Consider the following 25,826-nt stretch of genomic DNA (forward strand, 5'->3'; position numbering starts at 1 on the left):
TGCAGAGACGCTAATGCGACCATCGGGCGGATGCAATAGGGGGAATTAAATATTCTTCTGGGGAATATTCATCGATCGCCTTGCGGATACGAGATGACCGACAGGTAGCGGATCGGCAGCCGCAGCAGCTCGTCCGGGCCGTGCGGCGCGTCGGCGTCGAAAAACAGGCTGTCGCCAGGCCGCAGATGAAAGCTCTGATCACCGTGGCGATAGCCCACCTCGCCTTCGAGGATATAGAGCATCTCGATCCCTTCGTGTTGAAAGGTGGGAAAGATGTCGGACTCCTCGTTCAGCGTGATTAGGTAAGGCTCGACCACGACACCGCTGTTATTGGCGCCGATATGGCCCAGCAGGTTGTACTGGTGCCCCGCACGCGTTCCGGCGCGATCCATCTCAACTGCCTCGCCCGCCTTCACATGCACCACCTCGCGCCGCTCCTCGAACCGGCGGAAAAAGGCCGTGATCGGCACGCTCAACGCGGTGGACAGCGCCTGTAGCGTGGTCAGTGAGGACGACGTGACCCCATTCTCGATCTTCGACAGCATCCCGACGGATAGGCCCGTGGCCTCCGACAGGTCCGCTACCGTCATGCCGCGGGTCTTGCGGAATTCGCGCACGGCCCGCCCGATGGCTGTTTCCAGGTTCATGTCCTGATGTTCACGAACCTTATGCGGGTCCTGATTCAGCTTTCCGGGGGCCATGGTATGCGCACTTTTGTCGTTTCGGAACTTACCCTTGCACGGTCTCGACCGGAATTACGATATAAAATTCGAGCGACCTGCCACAATTCCGCCACAATCCCGCCAAACTTATGCCCGCATCCGTAGTAATCCTGTCCGGATAACCAGGCGCCGGTCGGCGCTGTTCGGCCGGTCTGACCTATAACAAGGAGCAGGCAAATGGCAACGACCCCCGACCTCCCCCAGAAGTCGCAGAAACCCGCGCCGTCACCGCGCAGCACGGTGACGCAAGGTGCAAAAGTGATCGTGTCCAGGCAGGTCTTCACCGACTTCGCCGCGATCTGAACCGCCGCGCGCAAACAAAAACGGCGCGATCCGAAGACCACGCCGTTCCTGAAATCTCGTTCCGATCCAGTCAGCCGACCAGTTCGAGACCCGAGAAGAAGTATGCGATCTCCACCGCCGCCGTCTCCGGCGCGTCAGAGCCGTGGACCGAGTTCTCGCCGACTGACTCTGCGAACTCTGCGCGGATCGTGCCCGGGGCCGCATCTGCGGGGTTCGTGGCCCCCATCACTTCGCGGTTCTTGGCAATCGCGCCTTCACCTTCCAGCACCTGCACGACGACCGGCTCGGACGCCATGAATTCGCACAGTTCGTCATAGAACGGACGTTCCGCGTGCACGGCGTAGAACACACCGGCCTGCGCCTTGGTCAGATGGATCCGCTTCTGCGCGATGATGCGCAGGCCGGCATCCTCGAACTTGGCGTTGATCTTGCCGGTCAGGTTGCGTTTGGTGGCATCGGGTTTGATGATGCTGAGCGTGCGTTCGACAGCCATTTTAGCCTCTTTTCGTGAGTGTCATGGCGCAAACCCCATGCCTGCGCCGTCATTCGGCGCCCCGATAGCATGGGGGTGCATGATTGAAAAGCTACGATTGACGGGGCGGGCGCGATACGGCATGCGGTGCGCATGTTGCGTCTTGAAGACATAAGTTTCTCGGTCGCCGGCCGGCCCCTGATCGAGGGCGCCTCGGCCGTCATTCCCGCGGGCCACAAGGTGGGTCTGGTAGGCCGCAACGGCACCGGCAAGACCACGCTTTTCCGCATGATCCGGGGCGAGCTGCCGCTGGACACGGGCACGATCTCTCTGCCCGAACGCGCCCGCATCGGCGGCGTCGACCAGGAGGTGCCGGGCAACGAGGTGTCGCTGATCGACACAGTGCTGGCCGCCGACACCGAGCGCAGCGCGTTGATGGCAGAAACCGAAACCTCGACGGACGGCACGCGGATCGCTGAAATCCAGACGCGGCTGGCCGACATTGACGCCTGGAGCGCCGAGGCCCGTGCCGCGACCATCCTCAAGGGTCTTGGCTTTACCGACGAGGAACAGGCCCAGCCCTGCTCGGCCTTCTCGGGCGGCTGGCGGATGCGCGTGGCGCTGGCCGCCGTGCTTTTCACCGCGCCTGATCTCCTGCTGCTCGACGAGCCCACCAACTATCTTGATCTTGAAGGCGCGCTCTGGCTCGAAAGCTACCTCGCCCGCTATCCCCATACCGTTCTGGTCATCAGTCACGATCGCGGGCTTCTGAACCGCGCCGTGGGCGCGATCCTGCATCTGGAGGACCGCAACCTGACGCTCTACCAGGGCGGCTACGACACCTTTGCCGAAACCCGCGCCGCGCGGCTCGCCAATGCCGAGGCCGAGGCGAAAAAGCAGGAGGCACGCCGCGCCCATCTGCAATCCTATGTCGACCGTTTCCGCTACAAGGCGGACAAGGCGAAGCAGGCCCAATCCCGCATCAAGGCGCTGGAAAAGATGAAGCCGATCTCGCGCCCGCAAGAGGCCGCGCTGCGCCGCTTTACGTTCCCCGAGCCCGACCAGCTGTCACCCCCGATCCTGAGGCTGGACAATGTGGCCACGGGCTATGACGGCGTGCCGGTTTTGCAGCGGTTGACGCTCAGGATCGATCAGGACGACCGGATCGCGCTCCTGGGGCGCAACGGTGAAGGGAAATCTACGCTTTCCAAGCTCTTATCCGGCAAACTTGAGGTTTTCGACGGCAAGAAACACGCCGCCTCGAAACTGCGCGTGGGCTACTTCGCCCAGCACCAGGTAGACGAGTTGCATCTCGACGAAAGCCCGCTCGATCACATCCGGCGCCTCTATCCCGATGACGGCCAGGCCAAGCTGCGCGCGCGGCTGGGCGGCTTTGGCATAGGCGCGGAACAGGCCGACACCAAGGTGGCGAAACTCTCGGGCGGGCAAAAGGCGCGGCTGTCGCTGATGCTGGCCACCACGGATGCTCCGCATATGCTCATCCTCGACGAACCCACCAACCACCTCGATATCGAAAGCCGCGAGGCGCTGGTCGAGGCGCTGACCGATTACACCGGCGCGATCATCCTCGTCAGCCACGATATGCACTTGCTGCAATTGGTGGCCGACCGGCTGTGGCTGGTCAAGGACGGCACGGTCAAACCCTACGAGGGCGACCTGCAGACCTATCGCGCCGCCCTGCTGGACCAGAAGCCCCCGAAAAAGGCGGCCGCAACGCTGCCCGCGGAAAAGCCCGCGCCGAAACCCAAGCGCCCCTCTCGAGACGCCGTTCTTGAACTGCGGCAGGAGGTGAAGACCTGCGAGCAGCGCGTCGAAAAGCTGAACGTGATGCGCGACAAGATCGCGGCCAAGTTGGCCGATCCCACGATCTACGCCGATGCCAAGGCAAACGACATGGAAGCCTGGCAGCGCAAGTATGCCGAGGTGATGGACGGGCTCGACCGGGCCGAGGCGCTGTGGATGGCCGCGCTGGAACGGCTGGACGCGGTGGAAAACTGACACTGGGCGGTTTACAAGCCGCGCAGCGCATCGCAAACCAAGCCATATGGATCCGAGTTTCCTCATCACCGCCTGGGTGGCGCTTTTCGTCATCATCGACCCGATCGGGATGACCCCGCTGTTCGTGGCGTTGACACAAGGCGACAGCCCGTCGCGCCGCCGCGCCATTGCCCTTCGGTCCTGCATCGCCGGGGCCCTCATCCTGATCGTCTTTGCCAGTTTCGGCGAATCCGTGCTGGACTTCGTCGGCATCTCCATGCCTGCCTTCCGCATCGCGGGCGGTCTGCTGTTGTTCCTCACCGCGCTCGACATGCTGTTCGAACGGCGCACCAAGCGGCGCAAGGACCAGGCAGACGAGGAAGACGACCGCGAGGATCCCTCGATCTACCCCTTGGCCATACCGCTGATCGGAGGCCCTGGGGCCATCACCACCGTGATCCTGCTAGCCGGACAGCAACCCGGAGTCGAAGGGCTGGCCTGGGTCATCGGCGTGATGCTCAGCGTGGTCCTCCTGGTGTTCCTCCTGTTTCTGACCGCAGGTCTGCTGGAGCGTGCGTTGGGGCGAACCGGCATCAACGTCATCACCCGCCTGCTGGGGATGCTCCTGGCCGCGCTGGCGGTTCAGTTCGTGCTGGACGGGCTTAAGGGATTTGGACTGGCGGGCTGATGCTCCGCTCCTTATATCTTGCACCATGACCGGAGATGACACCGCCCGCCTGCTCTATCTCGTACTCCTCGGCGCCGCCGTGGTGGCGTGGTTCTTTGCACAGAACCGGACCTCGCTGGGAAAGAATGTGCAGTACATGGTGGTCTGGGGGCTGATCTTCGTGGGTGCCATCGCCGCCGTCGGCCTTTGGGGCGATCTACGAAACACCGTAAGCCCGGCCGCTTACACGACTTTGGGCGAAGACCAGATCGAACTGAGCCGGGCCCTGGACGGACATTACTACGTAACCGCGCAAGTAAACGGGGCGCCCGTGGACTTCGTTATAGATACAGGCGCCACGCTGATCGTGTTAACCCGCGCCGATGCCGAGCGCGCGGGCCTCGACACCGACGAACTCGCCTTCGTCGGACGCGCGGGAACGGCCAATGGCATGGTCAGCACGGCCCCCGTGCGGCTGGAGAGCCTGACAATCGGACCAATGGAAGACCGCGGCATCGCCGCCTCGGTCAATGGCGGAGAGCTTGACCAATCGCTGCTGGGCATGAGCTACCTGGAACGATTTTCCAGCGTCGAGATATCCAGCGGCAAGATGATCCTGACGCGCTGATCTCTCTTAAAATTCAATAATTCGAATTATTGCATATTATTGATCTGGGTCAAAGTGTTGGTGCAGACCGCTCCCTAGACTTGTGCCATCACATATCGGCACAAAGGTCTGTCATCATGAAATTCTCTCTGTTCAAACCCCTCGCCGCCGTCGCGCTGGCGGCGTTGACGCTCACCCCAGCCCGGGCCGAAGATCCAAAATCTCTAGTGACGATCCTGACAAGCGAGGAACCCCAAACCCAGTTGATGAGCATGGTCCTGACCATGCAGGCGCTGCAGCAAGGCGCCACGACCTACACCCTGCTCTGCGGCCCCGCCGGAGACCTTGCGCTCCGCGATGCCCCGGCAAGCGCGACCGCGCCCCAAAAACCCAAAGGCATGAGTCCGCAAGGCCTGATGCAAAAGATCTTGGAGGCCGGCGGCACGGTCGAACTTTGCGCGATCTATTTGCCCAACAAGGGCGTTGATGCCACCGCCCTCCTCGAAGGAATCAACAGCGCGAAGCCGCCCGAGATGGCCGCGCGCCTTCTGGCAGACGATACGCGGATCATGTCGTTCTGAGGTCCGGGAATACCGGTCGAGACCTCGTTTCAGGCCTCGGCCTTTTTCTCCCACCGGCCCGACGCCTCGGACCAGTATTGTGCCGCACAGCCCGCGCCGGTCAGCGCCTTCCACTGGCCACGCGCATGGTTCAGGGCGTGATCGTCATTCCCGTCGAACAGGATGCAGGTGCGTTCCAGAGACAGCACTTCGTCGGGAGAGACCTCGGCGCCGTCGATGCTCATGATGCAGGAGGCTTCGTTGGTGGCCTCCCCCGTGCCAAGCAGGATCGGCTGGCGGGCGTCATGCGGCCCGCCCGCGCGGCCATGCGCCAGAAACCCCTCCTCGGGACCCAGCCACAGTTTCTCGTCAAGCCAGTCCAGCCGCGCCTCCTCAGTGCCGCGTACCAGCACCCGCCATCCCGCGCCGTGCGCCTTGTCCAGCAGCATCGGCAGCGTCGCCTCCAGAGGGCGGCGGGTCAGGTGATAGAAATAGACCGCGCCCATCACTCCCCTTCGTATTGATCGGCCACCAGCCGGTCGAGGCTCATCACGCCCCAGCCGGTCGAGCCCTTGGGGGCGAAATCGGTGTCCTTGGTCACCCGCGCCACACCAGCGATATCAAGGTGAATCCACGGCGTGCCCTCCTCGACGAAACGTTGCAGGAATTGCGCCGCGGTGATCGACCCCGCGGGGCGTCCGCCCACGTTCTTCATGTCAGCGATGTCGGACTTGAGCTGCTTGTCATAGGCCTCGCTCAGCGGCAGGCGCCATGCGCCCTCGCCCTCGTTCTTGGCCGCGCGCAGGAACTTGTCGGCGAAATTGTCGTCGTTGGAAAACACGCCCGCGTTTTCATGACCCAGCGCGATGATCATTGCCCCCGTCAGCGTCGCAAGGTCGATGATCGCAGCAGGCTTGTAGGTCTGCTGCGCGTACCACAGCACATCGGCCAACAGCAGGCGGCCTTCGGCATCGGTGTTGATGATCTCGACCGTGTCACCCTTCATCGAGGTGAACACGTCACCGGGGCGATAGGCCTCGCCCGACGGCATGTTCTCGACCAGCCCGACAAGGCCCACGACATTGGCCTTGGCCTGCCGCAGCGCGAGCGCGCGCATGGTGCCCGTCACGACGCCGGCGCCGCCCATATCCATGGTCATGTCTTCCATGCCCGTGGGCACCTTCAGCGAGATCCCCCCGGTGTCAAAGACCACACCCTTGCCGACCAACGCCAATGGCGCATCGCCATCTCGCCCGCCGGACCATTCCATGACCGCGACCTTAGTGGGCGAGGCCGAGCCCTGCCCCACGGCGAGCAACAGGCCCATGCCATGTTTTTCTAGGTCCTTTTCCTCGAGGATAGTGATCTTGAGGCCGAGGCTCTCCATCTCCTTGATCCGCTTGGCGAATTCCGTCGTGGTCAGGTGGTTGGCCGGTTCCGACACCAGATCGCGGGTCATAAGCACACCCTCGGCCACGGCAAGCGCGGATTTCGCCGTCTCGGTCGCCTCGTCAGGCTTGCCGACCATGATCGAAACCGCGCCCTGCTCCTCGGGCTGCTTGGATTTACGTGCGTCGAACGAATAGGCCCGCAGCGTGATCCCCTGCGCCAGTTCACCCAGCCGCCGCGCGGTGCCTGCCAGAACCAGAAGCGGCGCGTCGCCTTTCAGCTTGCCCAGGGCGGCACCGGCCTTGCGCGTTTCGACCGGGTCAGCCCCGCGTTCCAAGCACAGCACGTCCAGCGCCTTGGCCGCAAGACCCGTAGGCCATGCCAGCGTGACGACCTGCCCGGGCTTGGTCTTTTCCCACGCCTCGCTTTCCAGCAGGCGCTTGACCGCGCCCTTGGTCAGCCGGTTCACACGCCGCGCGCCCGGACCCATCTTGCCGGTCGGTGTGACCACCACCGCGACGCGCCCTTCCGCTTCGGCGATGGCGTCCAGGTCCAGCTCGGTGAAGGTGACGGAAACGGGGGTGCTCATGCGATGCTCCTTGTGGGGAATTGTCTGTTTGTCGTACCCAGACCTAGCGTCTTGCGGGCGAGAAGGCCAGTGCCGGCCGCAAACCGCCGGTCCGCGTCGCTTTACCGGTTTTCCCCCGCTGGCAAATCGCATAACTTGGCGCGAAATGCTGTTAAGTTCCGGGGGGGATGCGTGACCAGATTCGACAGGTATATGCTGTCGCAATTCATGGTGCTGTTCGGGTTCTTCGCACTCGTGCTCGTGTCGATCTTCTGGATCAACAAGGCGGTGCGGATGTTCGACCGGCTGATCGGCGACGGCCAGCCTGCCTGGATTTTCCTGGAATTCACGGCCCTGACCCTGCCCGGCGTGATCGGCGTGGTGCTGCCCATCGCGACCTTTGCCGGCGCGGTCTATGTCACCAACCGGATGACGACCGAATCCGAACTGACGGTGATGCAGGCCACGGGGTATTCGCCCTGGCGGCTGATCCGCCCGGTGCTGATTTACGGGTGCTTGATCGCACTCATGATGTCGGTTCTCAGCCACTACCTGATCCCCAAAAGCCTGAGCCAGCTGCGCCTGCGCCAGGCCGAGGTCAGCCAGAACATAACGGCCAAGCTGTTGACCGAGGGCGAGTTCTTGCACCCGGCCCCCGGCATCACGTTCTACATCCGCGACATCACGCCCGAGGGGGAGTTGCGCGATGTCTTCCTGTCGGACCGGCGCAACGACAAGACGCCCGTCACCTACACCTCGACCCAAGCCTATCTGGTACAGGAGGGCGGCGGAACCAAGCTTGTCATGGTAGATGGGCTGGCGCAGAACCTGCGCACCGAGGGCAACCGGCTCTTCACCACGCATTTTGATGATTTTTCTTACGATATCAGCAGCCTGATCTCGCGCGATCCAACCAATCTGAACCGGGTCGACTTCGTCCTTACCGGCGACCTTCTGTTCCGGCCCGCGGAAATGTCCGAGATCACCGGCAGCACCGTGCCCGAAGTGCTTTACGAAGCGCATGGCCGGTTCGCGCAGGCGTTGATGTGTGTGGTCGCGGCGCTGATCGGATTTGCCACGCTGCTGGTCGGCACCTACAGCCGCTTCGGCGTCTGGTGGCAGATCGTCGGCGCCTTTACCCTGCTTGTGTTGATCAAGATGGTCGAGGGTGGCGTGTCCGGCGCCGTTCTGGCAAGCGCAAGCGCCTGGCCGCTGATGTACCTGCCCACGGGCATCGGTTCCGTGATCACCATCGTCCTTCTCTATCTTGCGGCGTATCCAGGTATCTGGCGCCGCCTGTGGCCCTTCGGGCCTCGCAAGGGTCCGCCGGGGCCGGTGGAGAGCGCCGCATGATCCTGCATTACTACTTTGCCCGCAAGTTCCTGTGGACCTTCCTCGCCATCGCGGCGGTTTTCGTCATCCTGTTGGCGCTCATCGACCTTGTTGACGAATTGCAGGATTTTCCGAACCTGCCGTTCGTGGAAGTGCTGGGCGTCGTGCTGCTGAATGTCCCCCATGCGAATTATGAGATCCTGCCGCTGGTCGTGATCCTGTCCGCCGTGGCGCTCTATCTGCGGCTTGCGCGGTCATCGGAACTGGTCGTGGTGCGGGCCGCCGGACGCTCGGCCCTACGCAGTCTCGCGGCCCCGATCACCGTGGCCGCGCTGATCGGCATACTGTCGATCACCATGCTGAACCCGCTCGTGGCGGCGGCCTCGAAACGGTATAACGACGTGGTCAACACGTATATGGGCGGCGGCACCAGCGTTCTGGCGATTGCCTCCGAAGGGCTGTGGTTGCGCCAAGGCAGCGCCGAGGGCCAAACGGTCATCCACGCCGCAAGGGCCAGTTCCGACGTGACCACGCTTTACGAGGCGACATTCATCAACTTCTCGCCCGAGGGGGACCCGGAACGGCGCATCGTGGCCGAGACCGCCACCTTGGCCGCGGGCCAGTGGGAGTTGAAGAACGCCAAGATCTGGGAACTGACGCTCGGGCAGAACCCCGAGGCCTCGGCCCGCCAGGTGGCGCAGTTGGAATTGCCGTCGGCGCTGACGCAGGACCGCATCATAGACAGTTTCGGCAAGCCTGAATACATTTCGCTCTGGGATCTGCCGGGTTTCATCAATCAGCTTGAAGAAGCCGGCTTCTCGGCGCGGCGCTACGCGGTTTGGTTCCAGATGGAGCTGTCGCGGCCCTTGTTTCTTGTCGCGCTCGTGATGGTCGCGGCGGCCTTTACCATGCGGCACGCACGGCTCAGCAACACCGGAATCTCGGTGCTCATTGCCGTGATGCTGGGTTTCACGCTGCATTACATTCGCAATTTCGCGCAGATCCTTGGCGAAAACGGTCAAATACCCGTCTACCTCGCCGCCTGGGCGCCGCCTGTCGCCTCGTTCATGCTGGCCGCCGGCATCCTGTTGCACATGGAGGACGGATGACGCGCCGGTCGGGAATACGCGCTTGGATTACATGCCTTGCGGCGGCGCTGATCTGCTGGACCGGAGCCGCGGTCGCGCAGGGCGGCGACGATCCGTCCCTGCCCGCCGCGCAGGACGCGCCGCAGCCTGCCATTCTCGTGGCCGACGACGTTTTCCTGTCCGGCAACGAACAACTGGTCGCAAGCGGGAATGTCGAGGCGCTTTATGACGGGCGCAGGCTCAAGGCCTCAGAGATCGTCTATGACCGGACCACCGAAACTCTGCGGGTAACCGGGCCGATTTCGCTGGAAGAGGCCGATGGCACCATGCTGGTGCTGGCCGACAGCGCCGAGCTGGACCGCGAGATGCGTAACGGCCTGATGACGGGCGCGCGGATTGTGATGGACGACCAGGTGCAGCTGGCCGCCAATGAATTGGCGCGGGTGAACGGACGCTATAACCAGCTTTACAAGGCGGCCGTCACATCGTGCCGGGTTTGCAATTCACAAAGCCCCCCACTCTGGCAATTGCGCGCGCGCCGGGTGGTCCACGACCAGCAGGAAAAACAGCTTTATTTCGATGACGCGCAGTTCAGGGTGCTGGGCACACCGGTCTTCTATTTGCCCCGCCTGCGCCTGCCCGACCCTACACTTGAGCGCGCCACGGGCTTTCTCGTGCCGTCGCTCAACAACTCGTCGCTTCTGGGGTTCGGCGCCCGGGTGCCCTATTTCATCCGGATCGGCGATCACAAGGACCTGACCGTCACGCCGTATCTGTCCACCGAAAGCCGCACGCTGGAACTGCGCTATAGGCAGGCGTTCCGCAACGGCACGATCGAGGTGACCGGCGCGCTGAGCGATGACGACATCGGTGGACGCAGCTTCAAATCCTATGTGTTCGCCAATAGCACCTTCGCGCTGCCTCGCGACTTCACCCTGCGGTTCGATATCGAGGCGGTGAACGACGACACCTACCTGCTGGATTACGGCTATTCCGAAAAGGACCGGCTGGACAGCGAGATCTCGGTCGAACGCGCCCGGCGCGATGAATATATTCGCGTGGCCCTGACGAATTTCCGTTCGCTGCGCGCGGGGGAAAGCAATTCGACCCTGCCCACGATCGTGTCGAACGGTGAATACGAGCGCCGGTTCCAGCTGGGCTATGCGCCCGGCGGCGAAATCCGGCTCGGCGTTCTTAGCCACGCGCATTACCGGTCGTCGAACCTGGCCGTCGACGGTGCCGATTTCGACCCCTTCGCGGATGGCCGCGACGTGGCGCGATTTACCGTCAGCGCGGACTGGCACCGGTCCTGGACCATTGGCGCAGGAGTGCTGACCAGCGCACAGGTCGGGCTGGCCATCGACAGCTTTCATGTGCAGCAGGCGGGCATCACCAGCCGGTCCGAGGCGGTTGAGGTCACGCCCTCGGCCTCGGTCGAATTGCGCTGGCCGCTGTTGAAAACCTCATCGGCGGGCGCCACCCACGTGATCGAGCCGGTCATGCAACTTTCGTGGGTCGGGGGCAGCAACCCACTGGTGCCCAACGACGAAAGCACGCGGATCGAATTTGACGAGGGCAATCTTTTCGCCACCTCGCGCTTTACTGCGCCCGACCGGCGGGAACGCGGCTTCAACTCGGCCTATGGTATCAGCTGGACACGCTATGGAAGCAAAGGCTGGCAAAGCTCGTTCGCGGTCGGGCAGGTTGTGCGCGACGAGGCCGAGGTCGATCCCGCCGGCGGGTTCGCCTTTACCAATTCGTCTGGCCTGCAGGACCGCTATTCGGACCTTCTGATCGCGGGGCAGTTCAAGACCGATGACGGGCTGGCCATCACCGCGCGCGGCCTGTTCGATGACGACTTCGTCACCACCAAGGCCGAGGCCCGCGCCAGCTGGCGCAACGACCGCGCAACGGTCGGCGGCACCTATATCTGGCTGCGCAACGACCCGGCCGAAGCCCGGCCCGACAACATCTCGGAATGGGCCTTCGACGCCTCCTACCGCCTATCGCGGCACTGGACCGGCAGCGCCGACTGGCGCTACGACGTGGCCAGTGACGAATCCGTGCGGGCGGGCCTTGGGGTCACCTACACCAACGAGTGCGTGGACATTTCGCTTTCGGCCTCGCGTCGGTTCACCTCTTCCACTATCCTCGTGCCATCGACCGATATAAGTTTCACGGTTGGCCTTCGCGGCTTTACAACCAAGACACGCGACAAAAGCTACGTCCGGACATGCGAGCAATGATGCCAAGACTTACACACCTTACTTCCGCGCTGCTGGCGCTTTTCCTTTTCGCCACCGCAACCCTGACCGGCTCTGGTCCGGCACGGGCCCAGCAAAGCCCGTTCGACGCGGTGATCAAGGTCAACGACATGGCCATCACCCGCTACGAGATCTCACAGCGGGCGCGGATGCTGCAACTGTTCCGCGCCCCGGGTGACCCCGTCGAACTGGCACGCGAACAGCTGATCGAGGATCGGCTGAAGCTGGACGCCGCCAACGCGGCGGGCTTCGTCATCACCGACGACGCGCTCATGGCCGGGATGGAGGAATTCGCAAGCCGCGCCAACATGGATGCAGAGCAGATGATCAGCTCTCTGGGACAGGCCGGTGTCGACGCCTCGACCTATCGCGAGTTTGTCCGCGCCGGCCTGACGTGGCGCGAATTCTCCCGCGCGCGCTTCGTTCCGCGCATCAACGTCGACGAAGACGACGTAAACCGCGCCCGCCTGTCGTTCGGCCGCGAAACCAGCGTGCGCGTGCTGTTGTCCGAAATCATCATGCCGCTTGCCAACGCCAACCCGCAGACGGTGCAAGAGCGTGCGAACCAGATCAGCCAATACACGAGCGAGGCGGAGTTTGCCGCCGCCGCGCGGCGCTATTCGGCCACCGAAAGCGCCGGGCGTGGCGGACGGATGGACTGGGTCGCGGTCACCGATCTGCCCGAAGGCCTGCGCTCGGTGGTCCTCGCCCTTGCCCCCGGCGAGGTCAGCAACCCGCTGCCGCTGCAAGGCGCCATCGCCCTGTTCCAGCTGCGCGACATCGAGGAAATCCCGCAGCCTGAGCAGGAATACGCGGAAATCGAGTACGCTGCCTATTATATCGACGGCGGCCGCACCCAGCAGACCCTGGCCCGCGCCAACCAAATCGACGCGGATACCGATACCTGCAACGACCTGTACGGCATCGCGCAGGGCCAGCCCGAAAGGGTGCTGGAACGAGGCAGCAAGGCACCGTCCGAGATCCCCGATGACATCCGATTCGAGCTGGCCAAGCTTGACCCGGGCGAAATCTCCACAGGTGTGACGCGCGCAGGCGGTCAGACGCTGGTGCTATTGATGCTGTGCAGCCGGACGCCAAAAACCGACGGCGAAGCGCCCGACGCCGATCAAATCACCAACTTCATTCGAAGCCAGCGGCTGGACAGCTACGCCAGCGCCTATCTCGAGGAGTTGCGCGCGGCGGCCCGGATCGTCGAACTGGAATGACCTCGGCACCGGCCCTGCCCGTCGCCATCAGCTGCGGCGAACCCGCGGGCATCGGGCCTGAAATCGCGGCCCGGGCCTGGCACGCGCTGCGTCATGAGGTGCCGGTGCTGTACCTGGGCGACCCCGACCACTTGGCCAAAGACGTACCCGTGGTCTGTATCGACGAACTGGAAGACGTGGTTGAGGTCGGGAAAACGGCGCTGCCCGTGCTATCGCATCGGTTCGACGGTCCGCTGACCCACGGGCAGCCCAACCCGGACCATGCGCAGGCGGTCATCGACATGATCACCACCGCGGTCACGCTGTTGAAGGAAGGGGCGGTCAGCGCGCTTTGTACGGCCCCGATCCACAAAAAGGCGTTGCAGGACGGAGCCGGGTTCGCCTTTCCCGGACATACCGAATTCCTGGCGGAGATGTCGAAAACGGCGCATGTGGTGATGATGCTGGTCAGCGAGCAATTGCGCGTCGTTCCCGCGACAATTCACATGCCACTGTCAGAGGTACCGGCTGCCCTGACGCCCGAGATACTTGAGCAGACGATCCGCATCACGCATAACGGGCTGATCCGTGACTTCGGCATTCTCGTGCCCCGTATCGCGGTTGCGGGTCTCAACCCGCATGCCGGCGAAGGCGGCAAGATGGGGCGCGAAGAGATCGAGGTGATCACGCCTGTCCTCGACAAGCTGCGAGCCGAAGGCATGGACCTGCGCGGCCCGCTCAGCGCGGACACCATGTTCCACTCCGGCGCCCGCACAGGGTATGACGCGGCAATCTGCATGTATCACGATCAGGCGCTGATTCCGATCAAGACGCTGGATTTCGACCGCGGCGTCAACGTCACGCTAGGCCTGCCCTTCGTGCGTACCTCGCCCGATCATGGCACGGCGCTTGATATCGCGGGCAAAGGCGTCGCCAATGCCTCGTCGATGATCGAGGCTGTGCGCCTTGCCGCCCATCTGGGACGGATCCGCGCGTGAGCGGTATCGACTCGCTGCCCCCGTTGCGCGACGTGATCACTACCCATGGGCTCAGCGCGCGCAAATCCTTGGGCCAGAACTTTCTGCTCGACCTCAACCTGACCGCCAAGATCGCCCGCATGGCGGGGGATATCGAAAACGCCGATGTGCTGGAAATCGGCCCCGGCCCCGGCGGGCTGACGCGCGGCCTGCTTGCCGAAGGGGCGCGGCGCGTCCTTGCGGTGGAAAAGGACGCACGCTGCATTCCCGCGCTGGAAGAGATCGCCAGTGCCTATCCCGGACGGCTGGAGGTCGTCAATGGAGACGCGCTTGAGGTCGACCCGGGCGCGCGCCTGACGCCGCCCATCAAGGTCGCGGCAAACCTGCCCTACAATGTGGGAACCGAGCTTTTGGTGCGGTGGCTGACGCCCCGATCCTGGCCGCCCTTCTGGCAAAGCCTGACTCTGATGTTCCAGCGCGAAGTGGCCGAACGCATCGTCGCACGGCCCGGATCAAAAGCTTACGGACGCCTTGCCGTGCTGGCGCAATGGCGTGCGTCAGCGCAGATCATGCTGAATTTGCCGCCCGGCGCGTTCACGCCACCGCCGAAAGTGTCGAGCGCGGTGGTGCATCTCGAGGCCCTCGCAGCGCCACGTTTCCCGGCAGACCCGAAGGCACTGGAACAGGTGGTTGCGCGCGCCTTCAACCAAAGGCGCAAGATGCTGCGCGCGGCGTTGAAAGGGATGGCGCCCGATATCGAGGACAGGCTTATTGCGTCGGGCATCAAACCGACGGATCGCGCCGAGACCGTCGGTCTGGAGCAATTCTGCGCGCTTGCCAGAAATCTCGGCTGATCCGCGCCCTTTGGAAACCCTTTGTATCGGGGCGATTATTCCGCCGCGGTTGAGGTGTCGGAATCGCCGCCCTGCCCCTGGTCACCGCCGTCTTTGCCACCCTCATCGGGCTTCTTGCGCGGTTTACGGCTGCGCTTGGGCTTTTGCGGTTTCTCACCGGACTGATCTTCGGGCGTTTCCACAAGCCCGCTATCGCCCTCGAAATCGCCTTGCATCGCGTCGGAACGGGTTTCGTTACCCTTGCCCTGGTCGTTCTTGCCTTGGCCGCCCTTGCCCTGGTCGCCCCCGCCGTTGGACTCCTGTTCCTGGCGCTGGGCGCGCTCACGATCTTTCTCGGCCTGACGTTCGCGGTTCTGCCGTTCTTGCTCTTCGCGGCGCTGATCCTGTTCCTTCTGCGCCGATCCAAGAAGCCGAAGATAATGTTCCGCGTGTTGCTGGAAATTCTCGGTCAGCACCCGGTCCCCCGCCAATTGCGAGTCACGGGCAAGCTGATTGTACTTGTCGATGATCTGCTGCGGTGTCCCGCGCACCTTGCCTTCGGGGCCGGAACTGTCGAACACGCGATTGACGACATTGCCCAGGGACGAGCGGTTGCGGTTGGACTTGTTCCGCGAACGTGACTTCGATGATCTCATAAGTTTTTGTCAGCCCTATTGCTTGAAGCGCCGTTTGTTCCGGGTGACGCCCCTCGCGTCGAAAATGACCGGATCAATGTGCTGGCTTGAACTCACGTGCGGGTGTCACAGAGACCCTCAACGCCGTGGTAGTCCTCAGTAAACACGCCTCGGCAGGTTTAACAAGGGGTAAGCTGGTAAAATTGCCAAAAATCCGGGCGAAACAGCTTATTTCCCACGGGTCACGCCGGCAATACGCCGCTGATCACCCTGTCGCGGCCTTCCATGTCGCGGACCACCGAGACTTCTTGGAAGCCGGCTTGCCGAAACAGACGGCTGACATCTGCGGCCTGTGTCCAACCGATTTCAACCAGCAAGCGCCCGCCTTGGCGCAAATGTGACACGGCCTCCGGCACGATCCGGCGATAGGCTGACAGCCCGTCGCCCTCGTCGGTCAGCGCCATGCGCGGCTCATGCCTCAGCTCCGGCTCTAGCTCCGTCATCTCGGCGGCCGCGATGTAGGGAGGGTTCGACACGATCAGGTCGAACCGCCCTTCGACAACCTCGTACCAGTCGGAGTTGAGCAGAAGGCAGCGTTCGGAGACGCCGAGGCGCCTGGCATTGCGGTCTGCCAGCGCGAGGGCCTCGGGCGAAACATCGGTCCCCACACCGGCAGCCTCCGCGCGCGCAGCGAGCAGCGACAGCAGGATGCAACCCGAGCCTGTACCAAGGTCGAGCACATGACTGAAAGGATGGGACAGCGCGGCCTCAACCAGCGTTTCGGTATCCGGTCGTGGGTCGAGCACCGCGCCGCTCACCTCGAAACGATGGCGGTAGAAGTGGCGCCACCCTGTGAGGTGGGACATCGGCACACGTTGGCCCGCACGGCGATCCAGCAGATCTCTCAGTTTCGCCATTGCGCCGGGTTGGACATTTTCGTCGGTCAACAAACGAACGCGATCAGGGGCAACGCCCAGGGAGAGCGCCACGAGGGCGCGCGCCTCGCGCGGGGCGTCCTCGATCCCCGCGGCCTTCAGCACGACCCCGGCATGGCGCACGAGGTCGGCAACCGTCTGGCTCACCCTTCCATCTCCGCCAGGAGCGCGGCCTGAGCATCGGTGATCAGCGCGTCGATCACCTCGTCCAGGTCGCCCTGCATCACCTGGTCCAGCTTGTAGAGCGTCAGGTTGATCCGGTGATCGGTCATACGGCCTTGCGGGAAATTGTAGGTGCGGATGCGCTCCGACCGGTCGCCCGAGCCCACCTGTGCGGCGCGGCTGGCCGAGCGTTCGTCATGCATCTTCTGGCGTTCCATGTCGAAAAGGCGCGTCTTGAGCACCTGCATCGCGATCTCGCGGTTGCGGTGCTGGGACTTCTCGGAACTGGTGACGACGATGCCGGTGGGAATATGCGTGATCCGCACGGCGGAATCGGTGGTGTTCACGTGCTGGCCGCCGGCGCCGGAACTGCGCATCGTGTCGATCCGCAGGTCGTTGGGGTCGATCTGGATATCCACGTCCTCGGCCTCGGGCAGTACGGCCACCGTGGCGGCAGAGGTATGGATCCGCCCGCCCGATTCCGTTTCCGGCACGCGCTGCACCCGGTGCACGCCGGACTCGAACTTCAGCCGGGCAAAAACGCCCTCGCCCTTGATATTGGCCACGACCTCCTTCACCCCGCCCAGCTCGGTCTCGCTGAACTCGATGATCTCAAGTTTCCAGCCCCGCGCCTCGGCATAGCGCTGGTACATGCGCAAGAGGTCACCAGCAAACAGCGCCGCCTCCTCGCCGCCCGTGCCGGGCCGGATCTCGATGATCGCAGGCCGCGCATCGGCCTTGTCACGTGGCAGCAACGCCAGTTGCAACCGTTCCTCCAAGCCCGGGCGTTGCTCTTCCAGCGCGTCCAGTTCCTCGGCGGCCAGCTCCTTCATCTCGGGGTCGTCCAGCATGGCGCGGGCGTTCTCGATGCCGTCCAGCACTTCGTTATAGGCGCGGATTTCCTCGACCACCGGGCGCAGTTCGGCGTATTCCCGGCCGAGCTGCGCGATATCTCCCGTCCCGGCCGACATCTGCGCCTCGATATACTCGAACCGCTGCGTGATCTCGCGAAGTTTGTCCAAAGGCACCATCCGCGCGGTGTTGCCTATTCCACGCGCTTGGTCAAGTCGCCAAGCTGTGCTAGCATGGTGGCATGAAACGGATTTTCATCCTTCTCTTCGCATTCGCCCCCGTGCTGGCCTCGGCGCAGGGAAAAACCGTCGAATGCTACTGCACCGACAAGTCCGGTACGCGTGTCGAAATGGGCGAGACAATCTGCATGCAGGTCGACGGCCGCAGCTTCATGGCGCAATGCCAGATGTCGCTGAACGTGCCGATGTGGCGCAAGGTGTCCGACGGCTGCCTCAGCTCATAGCTGTGCCAGCCACCCGTCCAGCCGCTTGGCATTGACGCCCATATCCGACTTGCCGAACCGCAGCCGACCATAAAGCACGATCTGTCCGTCCCGCCGCGCGACCGTGGTATAGTCGGGAAATCCCCACAGCGCCGACCGGGTGATGTACGTGATCATCCCCTCGTCGACCGAGCCTGCCAGCACCGTGGTCCGCGGCGTGTCGCGGATGATCGCGTCCAGCCGTTCCAGCGTCTCGCCCGCGTCCGGCACCACGCGCACGGCGCGGCCTTGGCCGTCACCGGGTTCCAGTTCGTTCGGCAGGTTATGCCAGTCCTCCACGTAAGACGGCGCAAGCCGCACGTAGACCCCAAGCGCGATGAGCGCCAGCACCAGAACGACAATGATCCGCGTGAGAATATACATGGGCTATCCCTCCCTATCGTCGCGTCCAGCCCCAAAGGCACAGCATCTCCATCACCACATGCGCGCCCGCAATGGCCGTGGCCCCTGTGGTATCGAACGGCGGCGATACCTCGACCATATCCCCGCCCACAAGGTTGATCCCCGCGATATCGCGCAGGATCGCGGCGGCCTGCCAACTGGCCAGCCCGCCCCAGACCGGCGTGCCCGTACCCGGCGCAAAGGCCGGGTCGAGACAATCTATATCGAAAGTCATGTAGGTCGGCGCGTCGCCCAGCACTTGCCTGATCCGTTCGGCCACGGCGGCGGGCCCCATCTCGTGCACCTCTCGCGCGGTCAGGGTCGGCACACCCAAGTTGTCCTCGTTCACTGTGCGGATCCCCACCTGGATCGAGCGTGCAGGGTCCACCAGCCCTTCTTTCACGGCCTTGTAGAACATCGTGCCGTGGTCGATCCGATCCATGTCGTCATCGGCCCAGGTGTCCGAATGCGCATCGAAATGCAGCAGCGAAAGGGTCCCGTATTTCTCGGCATAGGCGCGCAGGATCGGGAACGAGATATAATGATCGCCCCCAATCGCGATGCTGGCCGCCCCGCCTTTCAGGATGCCCCGGATATGTTCGGTCAAGGCGGCGGGAAACTCCGACACCTTGGCGTAATCAAACGCCATGTCGCCGTAGTCCACGATCGCCAGCGCCTCCAACGGGCTGTAGCCGTCCCAGTAGACCGGCGGATCAAACGGTTGCAGGCTCGACGCCTCGCGCACCGCGCGGGGACCAAGCCGCGTACCGCTGCGATTGGTCACCGCCTGGTCGAACGGGATGCCTGTGATGGCCACGTCCACGCCGTCCAGGTCCTTGTTGTATTTCCGCCGCAGAAAGGACGGCGCGCCACCAAAGGCGTTCTCGAACGACAACCCGCGCAACTCGTCCCGCGTGAACGCCTGGTCCACCTGTTTCTTCGCATCCTCAAGCGCCATCTTTGCTGCCTCCGTTGTTAATCGTTCAGCGGTTGCGCCCGCTCCACCAGCCGGGCAAAGAACGACGCCCCCACCGGCGCCACCGCATCGTTGAAATCAAAGCCCGGATGATGCAGGGCCGGCCCCTCGCCCTGTCCCAGAAAAAGGTAGGCCCCGGGCCGCGCGTTCAGCATGAAGGCGAAATCCTCGGCCCCCATCTCGCGCTGCCGGTCGGTCTGCACCTTGTCCGGGCCCGACACCTCGCCTGCGACTTCGGCGGCAAAGGCCGTCTGGCCGGCATGGTTCACCGTCGCCGGATAGCCCGTCTCGATCCGCAGGGCCGCCTCGACTCCGTAAGAGGCCGCCTGCCCCGCGATGATCTCTGTCAGCCGCGTGTGCACCATCTGCTGCACGTCCGGCGCGAAGGTGCGGATCGTGCCGTTCACATAGGCCGTCTCGGGCACGATATTCTCGGCGCTGCCGGTGTGGATCTGCGTCACCGACACGACCAGATCCTGCAAGGCATGGTGGTTGCGGCTGACGATGGTCTGGATCGCCTGCACCATCCCCGCCGCCGCCACGACCGGGTCGCGCGTGTGGTGTGGAAAGGCGCCGTGCCCGCCCTGCCCGGTGATGTCGATGTGAAACGTGTCCACCGCCGCCATGATCGGCCCCGGCGTGGTGCAGAACCGCCCCTCGGCATCGCCCGGCATGGTGTGCAGCGCATAGACCTCTTCGATCCCGAACCGCTCCATGATGCCTTCTTCGACCATGATCCGACCGCCGCCCGGCCCCGCTTCCTCGCTGGGCTGAAAGATCAGCGCGACGCGGCCTTTGAAATTGCGCGTCTCGGCCAGGTAGCGCGCCGCGCCCAACAGCATCGTGGTGTGACCGTCATGCCCACAAGCATGCATCGCGCCCGGCGTCTGCGAGGCATAAGACACGCCGGTCGTCTCCTCGATGGGCAACGCGTCCATGTCGGCGCGCAAGCCGATGGTCGGCCCCGGCCCCTGCCCCTCGATCACCGCCACCACGCCGGTCCGGGCAATCCCGGTCTCGATCTCGCTGATCCCGAACTCCCGCAACCGCTCCACCACGAAGGCCGCGGTCTCGTAGCAGTCGAACCCAAGTTCGGGCCGCTGGTGCAAATGCCTGCGCCACGCCGTCATGTCGTCTGCGAACCCCGTGATCCGGTTGATGATGGCCAAGCGTCTGGACTCCTCTTTGCTCTGCGGTCAGGGTCCACTCAACGCCAGAACCAAGGAGGGTGCAATGCCCGATGACCTGATCCATGACCCCAGGGGCGGGATGCCCCGGCTGCGCGCGATCATGCGCGCGCTGCGCGATCCCGACACCGGCTGCCCGTGGGACATCGAACAGGATTTCGGCACCATCGCCCCCTACACAATCGAGGAAGCCTACGAGGTGGCCGACGCCATCGAGCGCGGCCAGTGGAGCGACCTGCGCGACGAGCTTGGCGACCTCTTGTTACAGGCCGTGTTCCACGCCCAGATCGCGGACGACAAGGGGCTCTTCGATTTCGACGACGTGGCCAATGGCATCGCCGACAAGATGGTGGCCCGCCACCCGCATGTCTTTGGCGACGAGAGCCGCGACAAGTCCGCCGAACAGCAGACCCGCGACTGGGAAACCGTCAAAGCGGCCGAACGGGCAGCAAAGGCCCAGACCGGCGTCCTGGACGGCGTTGCGGTCGGCCTGCCGGCGCTTCTGCGCGCGGTCAAGCTACAGAAACGCGCGGCACGGGTGGGCTTCGACTGGCCCGATGCCTCGCACGTCCTCGACAAGATCACCGAGGAAGCGCAGGAGCTGAAAGAGGCCGCCGACACGCTCGGCCCGGACGAGGTCGAGGAAGAATTCGGCGATCTTCTCTTTGTCATGGCCAACCTCGCCCGCCACATGAAGGTCGACCCCGAACAGGCCCTGCGCCGCGCCAACGCCAAGTTCACCCGCCGGTTCGAGCGGATCGAGGCGTTGCTGGCCGAACAGGGGAAAACGCCGCAAGAGTCCGATCTGGCGGAAATGGACACGCTCTGGGACCAGGCCAAGGCCGAGGAGAAGGCCTGAGATCAGGTTGCCGTGGCACCATCCTGTTGCCGGTCCAGGCCGGCCTTTTCCTCTTGCGTTCCAGCGGCGACGATCTGGCGATAAAGGTGCCAGGTTCCATGTCCCAGAAGCGGCAGCACCACGAACAGCCCCAGGAACGCCGGCAAGAGGGCGACAAATGTCAAAGCGGCCACGATCGCGGCCCAGCCCAGCATCGGCCCGGGGTTGCCGGTCACGGTCTGTATGCTGGTGATCATCGCCGTCACGAAATCAACCTCGCGGTCCAGCAAAAGCGGCAACGCGATAACCGTCATCGAATAGAGCAGCATCGCAAAGGCCGCGCCCACGGCGCCCCCGACGGCCAGCATCGTCAGGCCTTCGCGCGTCAGGTAGATATCGTAGGACGAGGAGACGTTGGTCATGGTCGAAAAGCCCAGGAACAACGCGAAGATCATGTGGGCCAGAAAGAACCAGAACAGGAATACGACGATCACCACGGCGCAGATCGACGGCAATTGCCGATGTCGCTGGTCAAAGATGACCCCCAGGATATCCGACGCGATCAGCGGTTCACCCCGCTCCAGCCGGTGACTGACCTCGTAAAGCCCGACCGCGGCGAACGGCCCCACCAGCGGAAAGCCCACAGCCGCGAATACCAGCCAGTACGTGTGTCCCGTAGCCAACGTGACCCAAATCATGAACCAGCCGATGGCCACGTAGACACCAGCGAAAAGTACCGCGTAGCCCGGCGCGCGTCGCATGTCCTGCCAACTTCGGGCAAGGGCGCGGTTCAGCATGTCCCAGGTGACGGACCCCATCGGCGGAACGCCCAAGGGTTGTTCGGGCTTCTCCCTCTTTGCCATGTCATCCTCCATTGGATGCCAAGCTTACCGCCACCAGCAATCCTGACAAAGCCCAATTTGATTTTCCGGGGGCTCAAAGCACCGGAGGGCAGGTTTGCGGCCAGAGAGTTTCCCGATGATAGGCCTCGGCCAGCTTCAGCAGCCGTGCGTCATCGCCGTGCCGCCCGATCAGTTGCAGCCCCATCGGCAATCCTTCGGCACCAAATCCGGCGGGGACCGCCACGGTCGGCAGTCCCAGAAGGCTTGCAGGGATCACCACCTCCATCCAGCGGTGATAGGTATCCATTCCCTGCCCGGCGACCGTTTTCGGCCAGTCCAGTGTCTTGTCGAACGGCCAGACCTGCGCTGTCGGCAGCGCGATCACATCGAACCGCTCGAAGAACGCGTCGGCCGCGCGCAGCCAGTCGGATCGCAAGAGGCTCGCCGCGTGCACGTCCAGCGCCGACAGCGCGCGGCCCTGCTCGATCTCCCAGATCGCCTCGGGCTTGAGATGCCCGTGCAGCGTCTCGTCGTCGTACATTGGCGACTTGTCCGACGCGATGGCCCAGCTGCGCAACGTGGTCCAGGACTGCCACAGCGCCTCGCGGGAAAACGGCGCCGCGGGGCTGTACACAGAACAGCCCACCCGCCGCAACACATCCAGCGCCGTCTCGCACAGGGACAGGATACCGTCTTCGAACGGCAACGCGCCGTTCCAATCCGCCAGCCACGCCACGCGCAAGCCTGCCGCCTCGCCGCGCAGCGCGCCCACCGGCGCAAACTGCGGCCCCGGCACAGCGCTCCTCTGCGGCACCGACATCACGTCCAGCAATAACGCAAGGTCGCCGGGGCACCGCGCCATCGGCCCGTTGGTCGATAGCCGATGTAGGAAGAGATCACCCTCCTCTCCGCCCGGCACCCGGCCCCAGCTTGGGCGCATCCCGTAAACGTTGTTCCACCCCGCCGGATTGCGCAGGCTGCCCATCATGTCCGAACCATCGGCAATCGACAGCATTCCCGCCGCCAGCGCGACGGCAGCCCCGCCTGACGAACCACCGCAACTGCGCGTGGGGTCATAGGGGTTCGCAGTGGCACCATGCACCGGGTTATAAGTATGACTCCCAAGTCCGAATTCCGGCGTATTGGTCTTGCCGATCACAATCGCGCCCGCCGCCTTCAGCGGTGCGATATGCGGGCTGTCCCCGGTGGCGATCTGCCCGGCAAACGCGGGCGAGCCATGGCTTGTCGGCAATCCCGCCGCATCCGCCAGATCCTTCACCGCGAGCGGCAAACCGTGCAGCGGGCCTTGGGTCTCGGCTTTGTCCGCCGCGTGTGCCTCGTTCAGCAACGTCTCTCGGTCGCGCATCGACACTATGGCATTGAGCGGGCCATTCACGGCATCGATCCGGTCCAGCGTTGCCGCTATCAGGTCGGTCGCGCGTAAGCGCCCCTCTCTGATCGCGCGGGCCTGCTCGGCCGCGCTCAATGTCAGCGGATCACTCGTCATAGGAACAGATCGGCGGACGCGGGGTGCCGCGCTCGTTGGCGCTGATCCCCTCGACCCAGCCCGCGCCGATGGCCAGCACCATCATGTCCATCATTGTCCAGGCGTTGGGCGCCTCTCCGTTCGTGAGATCCGTCAGCGCCTGCCCCACCTCGACGGTGACCGGCGCGCTGTTGGCTTCGCACGTCACGCGGCTGGCGTTGTCACGCACCAGCGTGTCGAAATGCTTCAGCATCAGCGCTTGGCTGCGCCGGATGTCGTCGATCCACGGCACATCCGCACATTCGCCCGTCAGAACTTGAAATCCCATCGGCGTGCGCAGCGGGTCATCGGAGAAAAAGCTGACACGGCCCGAGCGGACGCCCTCGGCGAGAACCTCGAGATACGCGACGGCCGCCGCGTCGCGGGTCAAGCCGTCCTGCCGCATAAGATCCTGCTGCATCTCCTCGCCCGAGACGAAACATCCGTATTCCTCGAATTCCGCATAGGCATCGACGGCGCTGATACTCTGCGCGACGATGGGCGAGGTGATGTCGTAGGCTCTGTCGATCTGCGGCGGACGGATGGTGCACAATTCCGGCCCCAGCACGATCCAGTCGCCCTGCCGCTCGGCCTGTCCGGCGTCCAACGCCGTTTCGGCATAGGCCATCAATTCGTCGCGCAAGTCCGGTGCTACACCCTCATCGGCCATGACCTCCGCCGGTCCAACCACGCAGCCATGCTCCGCCAGAACCTCGCCCAGCGTGTCTTCCTGCGCGCGCAAGCCGCCAGCGGCCAGTGCCAGCATGACGCTCGCTGCGGCAAGAGCCTTAGACATCCTCGCCCTGCGCCTCGGCGCGGGACTTGCCCGACACATCCAGCGCCAGCGTGGCCGCCATGAACGGGTCCAGGTCCCCATCCAGCACACCCTTGGTGTCGCTGGTTTCGTGCCCGGTGCGCAGGTCCTTGACCATCTGGTAGGGCTGCAGCACGTATGACCGGATCTGGTTGCCCCAGCCCGCATCCCCCTTGGCCTCGTGCGCGGCGTTGATATCGGCGTTCCGCTTGTCCAGCTCCAGCTGGTAGAGCCTCGATTTCAGCGCCTTCATGGCGATATCGCGGTTCTGGTGCTGCGACTTTTCCGAACTGGTCACGACGATCCCAGTGGGATGGTGCGTGATCCGCACCGCCGAGTCGGTCTTGTTCACGTGCTGACCGCCCGCCCCGGAACTGCGGTAGGTGTCGATGCGGATATCGCTGGGATTGACCTCGATCTCGATATTGTCATCAACCACCGGGTACACCCAGACAGAACTGAACGACGTATGCCGCTTGGCCGCCGAATCGTAGGGCGAGATGCGCACCAGCCGGTGCACGCCGGATTCCGATTTCAGCCAGCCATAGGCGTTGTGCCCGCTGATCTTGTAGGCCGCCGACTTGATCCCCGCCTCGTCGCCCGGCGTCTCGGACTGCAGCTCGACGCTGTAGCCATGCTGCTCGGCCCACCGAACATACATCCGCGCCAGCATGTTGGCCCAGTCGCAGCTTTCCGTACCGCCAGCGCCCGCGTTGATCTCCAGGAAGGTGTCGTTGCCGTCCGCCTCGCCGTTCAGCAAGGCCTCCAGTTCCTTCGCCGCCGCCCGCTTGGCCAGACGCCGCAGCGCCTCCTCGGCTTCGGACACCACCTCGTCATCCTCTTCCATCTCGCCCAACTCGATCAGGCCGGTCTGATCCTCCAGCTCGGCCTTGATGGAATCATGCGTCTCGATGGCATCGACCAGCGCCTGCCGCTCACGCATCAGCGCCTGCGCCTTGGCGGGGTCGTCCCACAGGTTGGGATCCTCGACACGGGCATTGAACTCTTCCAGCCGGTGCTGCGCGGTCTCCCACCCCATCCGCTGGCGCAATAGCTCCAGCGAGGTTTCGATCTCAGAGACAAGCGTTTGTATTTCGGCGCGCATTTGGGCGATGTCCTTGGTCTGCTCAGGGCTTGGTGATATCAAGGCCCTTCGCCGCGGACAAGATCATGCGCACCGCCGCGAAGCCGC

The 25,826-nt window shown here is 63.9% G+C and carries 27 protein-coding genes; 13 read left to right on the forward strand and 14 right to left on the reverse strand.

Annotated elements, in window-relative coordinates:
- Positions 1-68: 68 nt before the first annotated feature.
- Positions 69-701, reverse strand: a complete 633-nt coding sequence (locus FIU86_RS10295) for an XRE family transcriptional regulator (RefSeq protein ID WP_152475003.1) — start codon at positions 699-701, stop codon at positions 69-71.
- Positions 702-899: 198 nt separating this feature from the next.
- Here FIU86_RS10295 and FIU86_RS23020 point away from each other — a divergent pair, with 198 nt between their 5' ends.
- Positions 900-1,025, forward strand: coding sequence for a hypothetical protein (locus tag FIU86_RS23020; protein ID WP_302848739.1), 126 nt, complete (start codon positions 900-902; stop codon positions 1,023-1,025).
- Positions 1,026-1,095: 70 nt separating this feature from the next.
- On the opposite strand, the gene ndk is transcribed toward FIU86_RS23020, so the two are convergent.
- Positions 1,096-1,518 (reverse strand): nucleoside-diphosphate kinase, encoded by a 423-nt coding sequence (gene ndk / locus FIU86_RS10300; protein WP_152475004.1) that lies wholly within the window; start codon positions 1,516-1,518, stop codon positions 1,096-1,098.
- 132 nt (positions 1,519-1,650) lie between these two features.
- Here ndk and FIU86_RS10305 point away from each other — a divergent pair, with 132 nt between their 5' ends.
- From FIU86_RS10305 to FIU86_RS10320, 4 genes are all read left to right on the forward strand, one after another.
- Entirely contained in the window at positions 1,651-3,516 is a 1,866-nt protein-coding gene (locus tag FIU86_RS10305) for an ABC-F family ATP-binding cassette domain-containing protein (protein WP_152475005.1), read from the forward strand.
- A 46-nt stretch (positions 3,517-3,562) separates the two neighbouring features.
- Positions 3,563-4,183 carry a MarC family protein gene (locus FIU86_RS10310; RefSeq protein WP_152475006.1) on the forward strand — a complete coding sequence of 207 codons (621 nt, stop codon included), beginning with the start codon at positions 3,563-3,565 and terminating at the stop codon, positions 4,181-4,183.
- Between the two features lie 25 nt (positions 4,184-4,208).
- A complete protein-coding gene (locus tag FIU86_RS10315; RefSeq protein WP_152475007.1) occupies positions 4,209-4,790 on the forward strand; it encodes a TIGR02281 family clan AA aspartic protease in 582 nt (193 codons plus the stop codon).
- Between the two features lie 116 nt (positions 4,791-4,906).
- A complete protein-coding gene (locus FIU86_RS10320) occupies positions 4,907-5,350 on the forward strand; it encodes a hypothetical protein (RefSeq protein WP_152475008.1) in 444 nt (147 codons plus the stop codon).
- A 29-nt stretch (positions 5,351-5,379) separates the two neighbouring features.
- Here the strand turns inward: FIU86_RS10320 and FIU86_RS10325 are convergent, their stop codons facing one another.
- Together FIU86_RS10325 and FIU86_RS10330 are read right to left on the reverse strand one after the other, a co-directional pair.
- The gene (locus FIU86_RS10325; RefSeq protein ID WP_152475009.1) at positions 5,380-5,835 is read right to left on the reverse strand and encodes a DNA polymerase III subunit chi; all 456 of its coding nucleotides are present in this window, start codon (positions 5,833-5,835) and stop codon (positions 5,380-5,382) included.
- Positions 5,835-7,307, reverse strand: a complete 1,473-nt coding sequence (locus FIU86_RS10330) for a leucyl aminopeptidase (RefSeq protein WP_152475010.1) — start codon at positions 7,305-7,307, stop codon at positions 5,835-5,837. Before FIU86_RS10330 ends, FIU86_RS10325 begins: the two co-directional genes overlap by 1 nt.
- Before the next feature lie 192 nt (positions 7,308-7,499).
- Between FIU86_RS10330 and lptF the strand changes: the two genes are divergently transcribed.
- Genes lptF through rsmA form a run of 6 tightly spaced genes read left to right on the forward strand, consistent with a single transcriptional unit; the run spans position 7,500 to position 15,006 of the window.
- Entirely contained in the window at positions 7,500-8,639 is a 1,140-nt protein-coding gene (gene lptF, locus FIU86_RS10335; RefSeq protein ID WP_172977575.1) for an LPS export ABC transporter permease LptF, read from the forward strand.
- On the forward strand, positions 8,636-9,727 hold the full coding sequence (gene lptG, locus FIU86_RS10340; protein ID WP_152475012.1) for an LPS export ABC transporter permease LptG: 1,092 nt from the start codon (positions 8,636-8,638) through the stop codon (positions 9,725-9,727). The genes lptF and lptG overlap by 4 nt, the downstream gene beginning before the upstream one ends.
- Positions 9,724-11,952, forward strand: coding sequence for an LPS-assembly protein LptD (lptD, locus tag FIU86_RS10345; RefSeq protein WP_152475013.1), 2,229 nt, complete (start codon positions 9,724-9,726; stop codon positions 11,950-11,952). Before lptG ends, lptD begins: the two co-directional genes overlap by 4 nt.
- Positions 11,952-13,196: a peptidylprolyl isomerase gene (locus FIU86_RS10350; protein WP_152475014.1), complete on the forward strand. Its 1,245-nt coding sequence runs from the start codon at positions 11,952-11,954 to the stop codon at positions 13,194-13,196. Before lptD ends, FIU86_RS10350 begins: the two co-directional genes overlap by 1 nt.
- Positions 13,193-14,173: a 4-hydroxythreonine-4-phosphate dehydrogenase PdxA gene (gene pdxA, locus FIU86_RS10355; protein ID WP_152475015.1), complete on the forward strand. Its 981-nt coding sequence runs from the start codon at positions 13,193-13,195 to the stop codon at positions 14,171-14,173. Before FIU86_RS10350 ends, pdxA begins: the two co-directional genes overlap by 4 nt.
- A complete protein-coding gene (gene rsmA, locus FIU86_RS10360) occupies positions 14,170-15,006 on the forward strand; it encodes a 16S rRNA (adenine(1518)-N(6)/adenine(1519)-N(6))-dimethyltransferase RsmA (protein WP_152475016.1) in 837 nt (278 codons plus the stop codon). Before pdxA ends, rsmA begins: the two co-directional genes overlap by 4 nt.
- 35 nt (positions 15,007-15,041) lie before the next feature.
- Here the strand turns inward: rsmA and FIU86_RS10365 are convergent, their stop codons facing one another.
- The 3 genes from FIU86_RS10365 to prfA form a co-directional block, all read right to left on the reverse strand.
- Positions 15,042-15,641 carry a DUF4167 domain-containing protein gene (locus FIU86_RS10365; RefSeq protein ID WP_152475017.1) on the reverse strand — a complete coding sequence of 200 codons (600 nt, stop codon included), beginning with the start codon at positions 15,639-15,641 and terminating at the stop codon, positions 15,042-15,044.
- Positions 15,642-15,862: 221 nt separating this feature from the next.
- The gene (prmC, locus tag FIU86_RS10370; protein WP_152475018.1) at positions 15,863-16,702 is read right to left on the reverse strand and encodes a peptide chain release factor N(5)-glutamine methyltransferase; all 840 of its coding nucleotides are present in this window, start codon (positions 16,700-16,702) and stop codon (positions 15,863-15,865) included.
- Positions 16,699-17,748 (reverse strand): peptide chain release factor 1, encoded by a 1,050-nt coding sequence (gene prfA, locus FIU86_RS10375; protein ID WP_152475019.1) that lies wholly within the window; start codon positions 17,746-17,748, stop codon positions 16,699-16,701. Before prfA ends, prmC begins: the two co-directional genes overlap by 4 nt.
- Before the next feature lie 62 nt (positions 17,749-17,810).
- On the opposite strand from prfA, the gene FIU86_RS10380 reads away from it, so the two are divergent.
- Positions 17,811-18,032, forward strand: a complete 222-nt coding sequence (locus tag FIU86_RS10380) for a hypothetical protein (protein ID WP_152475020.1) — start codon at positions 17,811-17,813, stop codon at positions 18,030-18,032.
- Here the strand turns inward: FIU86_RS10380 and FIU86_RS10385 are convergent.
- Genes FIU86_RS10385 through FIU86_RS10395 form a run of 3 tightly spaced genes read right to left on the reverse strand, consistent with a single transcriptional unit; the run spans position 18,027 to position 20,597 of the window.
- On the reverse strand, positions 18,027-18,434 hold the full coding sequence (locus FIU86_RS10385) for a DUF1499 domain-containing protein (protein WP_152475021.1): 408 nt from the start codon (positions 18,432-18,434) through the stop codon (positions 18,027-18,029). The two genes, FIU86_RS10380 and FIU86_RS10385, sit on opposite strands and share 6 nt — an antisense overlap.
- Before the next feature lie 13 nt (positions 18,435-18,447).
- Positions 18,448-19,410, reverse strand: a complete 963-nt coding sequence (gene speB, locus FIU86_RS10390; RefSeq protein WP_152475022.1) for an agmatinase — start codon at positions 19,408-19,410, stop codon at positions 18,448-18,450.
- Positions 19,411-19,427: 17 nt separating this feature from the next.
- Positions 19,428-20,597, reverse strand: a complete 1,170-nt coding sequence (locus tag FIU86_RS10395; protein ID WP_152475023.1) for a M20 aminoacylase family protein — start codon at positions 20,595-20,597, stop codon at positions 19,428-19,430.
- Positions 20,598-20,661: 64 nt separating this feature from the next.
- On the opposite strand from FIU86_RS10395, the gene mazG reads away from it, so the two are divergent.
- Positions 20,662-21,474, forward strand: a complete 813-nt coding sequence (mazG, locus tag FIU86_RS10400; protein ID WP_152475024.1) for a nucleoside triphosphate pyrophosphohydrolase — start codon at positions 20,662-20,664, stop codon at positions 21,472-21,474.
- Between the two features lie 2 nt (positions 21,475-21,476).
- Here mazG and FIU86_RS10405 read toward each other — a convergent pair whose 3' ends face one another.
- The 4 genes from FIU86_RS10405 to prfB form a co-directional block, all read right to left on the reverse strand.
- Positions 21,477-22,316, reverse strand: coding sequence for a DUF2189 domain-containing protein (locus FIU86_RS10405; protein ID WP_152475025.1), 840 nt, complete (start codon positions 22,314-22,316; stop codon positions 21,477-21,479).
- 73 nt (positions 22,317-22,389) lie between these two features.
- Positions 22,390-23,802, reverse strand: coding sequence for an amidase (locus tag FIU86_RS10410; RefSeq protein ID WP_152475026.1), 1,413 nt, complete (start codon positions 23,800-23,802; stop codon positions 22,390-22,392).
- On the reverse strand, positions 23,792-24,616 hold the full coding sequence (locus FIU86_RS10415; protein WP_152475027.1) for a hypothetical protein: 825 nt from the start codon (positions 24,614-24,616) through the stop codon (positions 23,792-23,794). Before FIU86_RS10415 ends, FIU86_RS10410 begins: the two co-directional genes overlap by 11 nt.
- Positions 24,609-25,739, reverse strand: a complete 1,131-nt coding sequence (gene prfB / locus FIU86_RS10420) for a peptide chain release factor 2 (protein WP_152475028.1) — start codon at positions 25,737-25,739, stop codon at positions 24,609-24,611. Before prfB ends, FIU86_RS10415 begins: the two co-directional genes overlap by 8 nt.
- Positions 25,740-25,826: the final 87 nt, after the last annotated feature.

Origin of the sequence: Roseovarius sp. THAF9, assembly GCF_009363715.1 — a bacterium.
Classification (GTDB): Bacteria; Pseudomonadota; Alphaproteobacteria; order Rhodobacterales; family Rhodobacteraceae; genus Roseovarius.

Coding starts and splice junctions, on each gene's coding strand:
- FIU86_RS10410 (WP_152475026.1), bottom strand. CDS start 23,802: ATGACGAGTGATCCGCTGACATTGAGCGCGGCCGAGCAGGCCCGCGCG.
- FIU86_RS10415 (WP_152475027.1), bottom strand. CDS start 24,616: ATGTCTAAGGCTCTTGCCGCAGCGAGCGTCATGCTGGCACTGGCCGCT.
- lptD (WP_152475013.1), top strand. CDS start 9,724: ATGACGCGCCGGTCGGGAATACGCGCTTGGATTACATGCCTTGCGGCG.
- lptF (WP_172977575.1), top strand. CDS start 7,500: ATGCTGTCGCAATTCATGGTGCTGTTCGGGTTCTTCGCACTCGTGCTC.
- pdxA (WP_152475015.1), top strand. CDS start 13,193: ATGACCTCGGCACCGGCCCTGCCCGTCGCCATCAGCTGCGGCGAACCC.
- prfA (WP_152475019.1), bottom strand. CDS start 17,748: ATGGTGCCTTTGGACAAACTTCGCGAGATCACGCAGCGGTTCGAGTAT.
- FIU86_RS10295 (WP_152475003.1), bottom strand. CDS start 701: ATGGCCCCCGGAAAGCTGAATCAGGACCCGCATAAGGTTCGTGAACAT.
- FIU86_RS10385 (WP_152475021.1), bottom strand. CDS start 18,434: ATGTATATTCTCACGCGGATCATTGTCGTTCTGGTGCTGGCGCTCATC.
- FIU86_RS10315 (WP_152475007.1), top strand. CDS start 4,209: ATGACCGGAGATGACACCGCCCGCCTGCTCTATCTCGTACTCCTCGGC.
- FIU86_RS23020 (WP_302848739.1), top strand. CDS start 900: ATGGCAACGACCCCCGACCTCCCCCAGAAGTCGCAGAAACCCGCGCCG.
- FIU86_RS10350 (WP_152475014.1), top strand. CDS start 11,952: ATGCCAAGACTTACACACCTTACTTCCGCGCTGCTGGCGCTTTTCCTT.
- FIU86_RS10330 (WP_152475010.1), bottom strand. CDS start 7,307: ATGAGCACCCCCGTTTCCGTCACCTTCACCGAGCTGGACCTGGACGCC.
- prfB (WP_152475028.1), bottom strand. CDS start 25,739: ATGCGCGCCGAAATACAAACGCTTGTCTCTGAGATCGAAACCTCGCTG.
- FIU86_RS10305 (WP_152475005.1), top strand. CDS start 1,651: ATGTTGCGTCTTGAAGACATAAGTTTCTCGGTCGCCGGCCGGCCCCTG.
- FIU86_RS10365 (WP_152475017.1), bottom strand. CDS start 15,641: ATGAGATCATCGAAGTCACGTTCGCGGAACAAGTCCAACCGCAACCGC.
- ndk (WP_152475004.1), bottom strand. CDS start 1,518: ATGGCTGTCGAACGCACGCTCAGCATCATCAAACCCGATGCCACCAAA.
- FIU86_RS10405 (WP_152475025.1), bottom strand. CDS start 22,316: ATGGCAAAGAGGGAGAAGCCCGAACAACCCTTGGGCGTTCCGCCGATG.
- speB (WP_152475022.1), bottom strand. CDS start 19,410: ATGGCGCTTGAGGATGCGAAGAAACAGGTGGACCAGGCGTTCACGCGG.
- lptG (WP_152475012.1), top strand. CDS start 8,636: ATGATCCTGCATTACTACTTTGCCCGCAAGTTCCTGTGGACCTTCCTC.
- FIU86_RS10380 (WP_152475020.1), top strand. CDS start 17,811: ATGAAACGGATTTTCATCCTTCTCTTCGCATTCGCCCCCGTGCTGGCC.
- FIU86_RS10320 (WP_152475008.1), top strand. CDS start 4,907: ATGAAATTCTCTCTGTTCAAACCCCTCGCCGCCGTCGCGCTGGCGGCG.
- FIU86_RS10325 (WP_152475009.1), bottom strand. CDS start 5,835: ATGGGCGCGGTCTATTTCTATCACCTGACCCGCCGCCCTCTGGAGGCG.
- mazG (WP_152475024.1), top strand. CDS start 20,662: ATGCCCGATGACCTGATCCATGACCCCAGGGGCGGGATGCCCCGGCTG.
- FIU86_RS10310 (WP_152475006.1), top strand. CDS start 3,563: ATGGATCCGAGTTTCCTCATCACCGCCTGGGTGGCGCTTTTCGTCATC.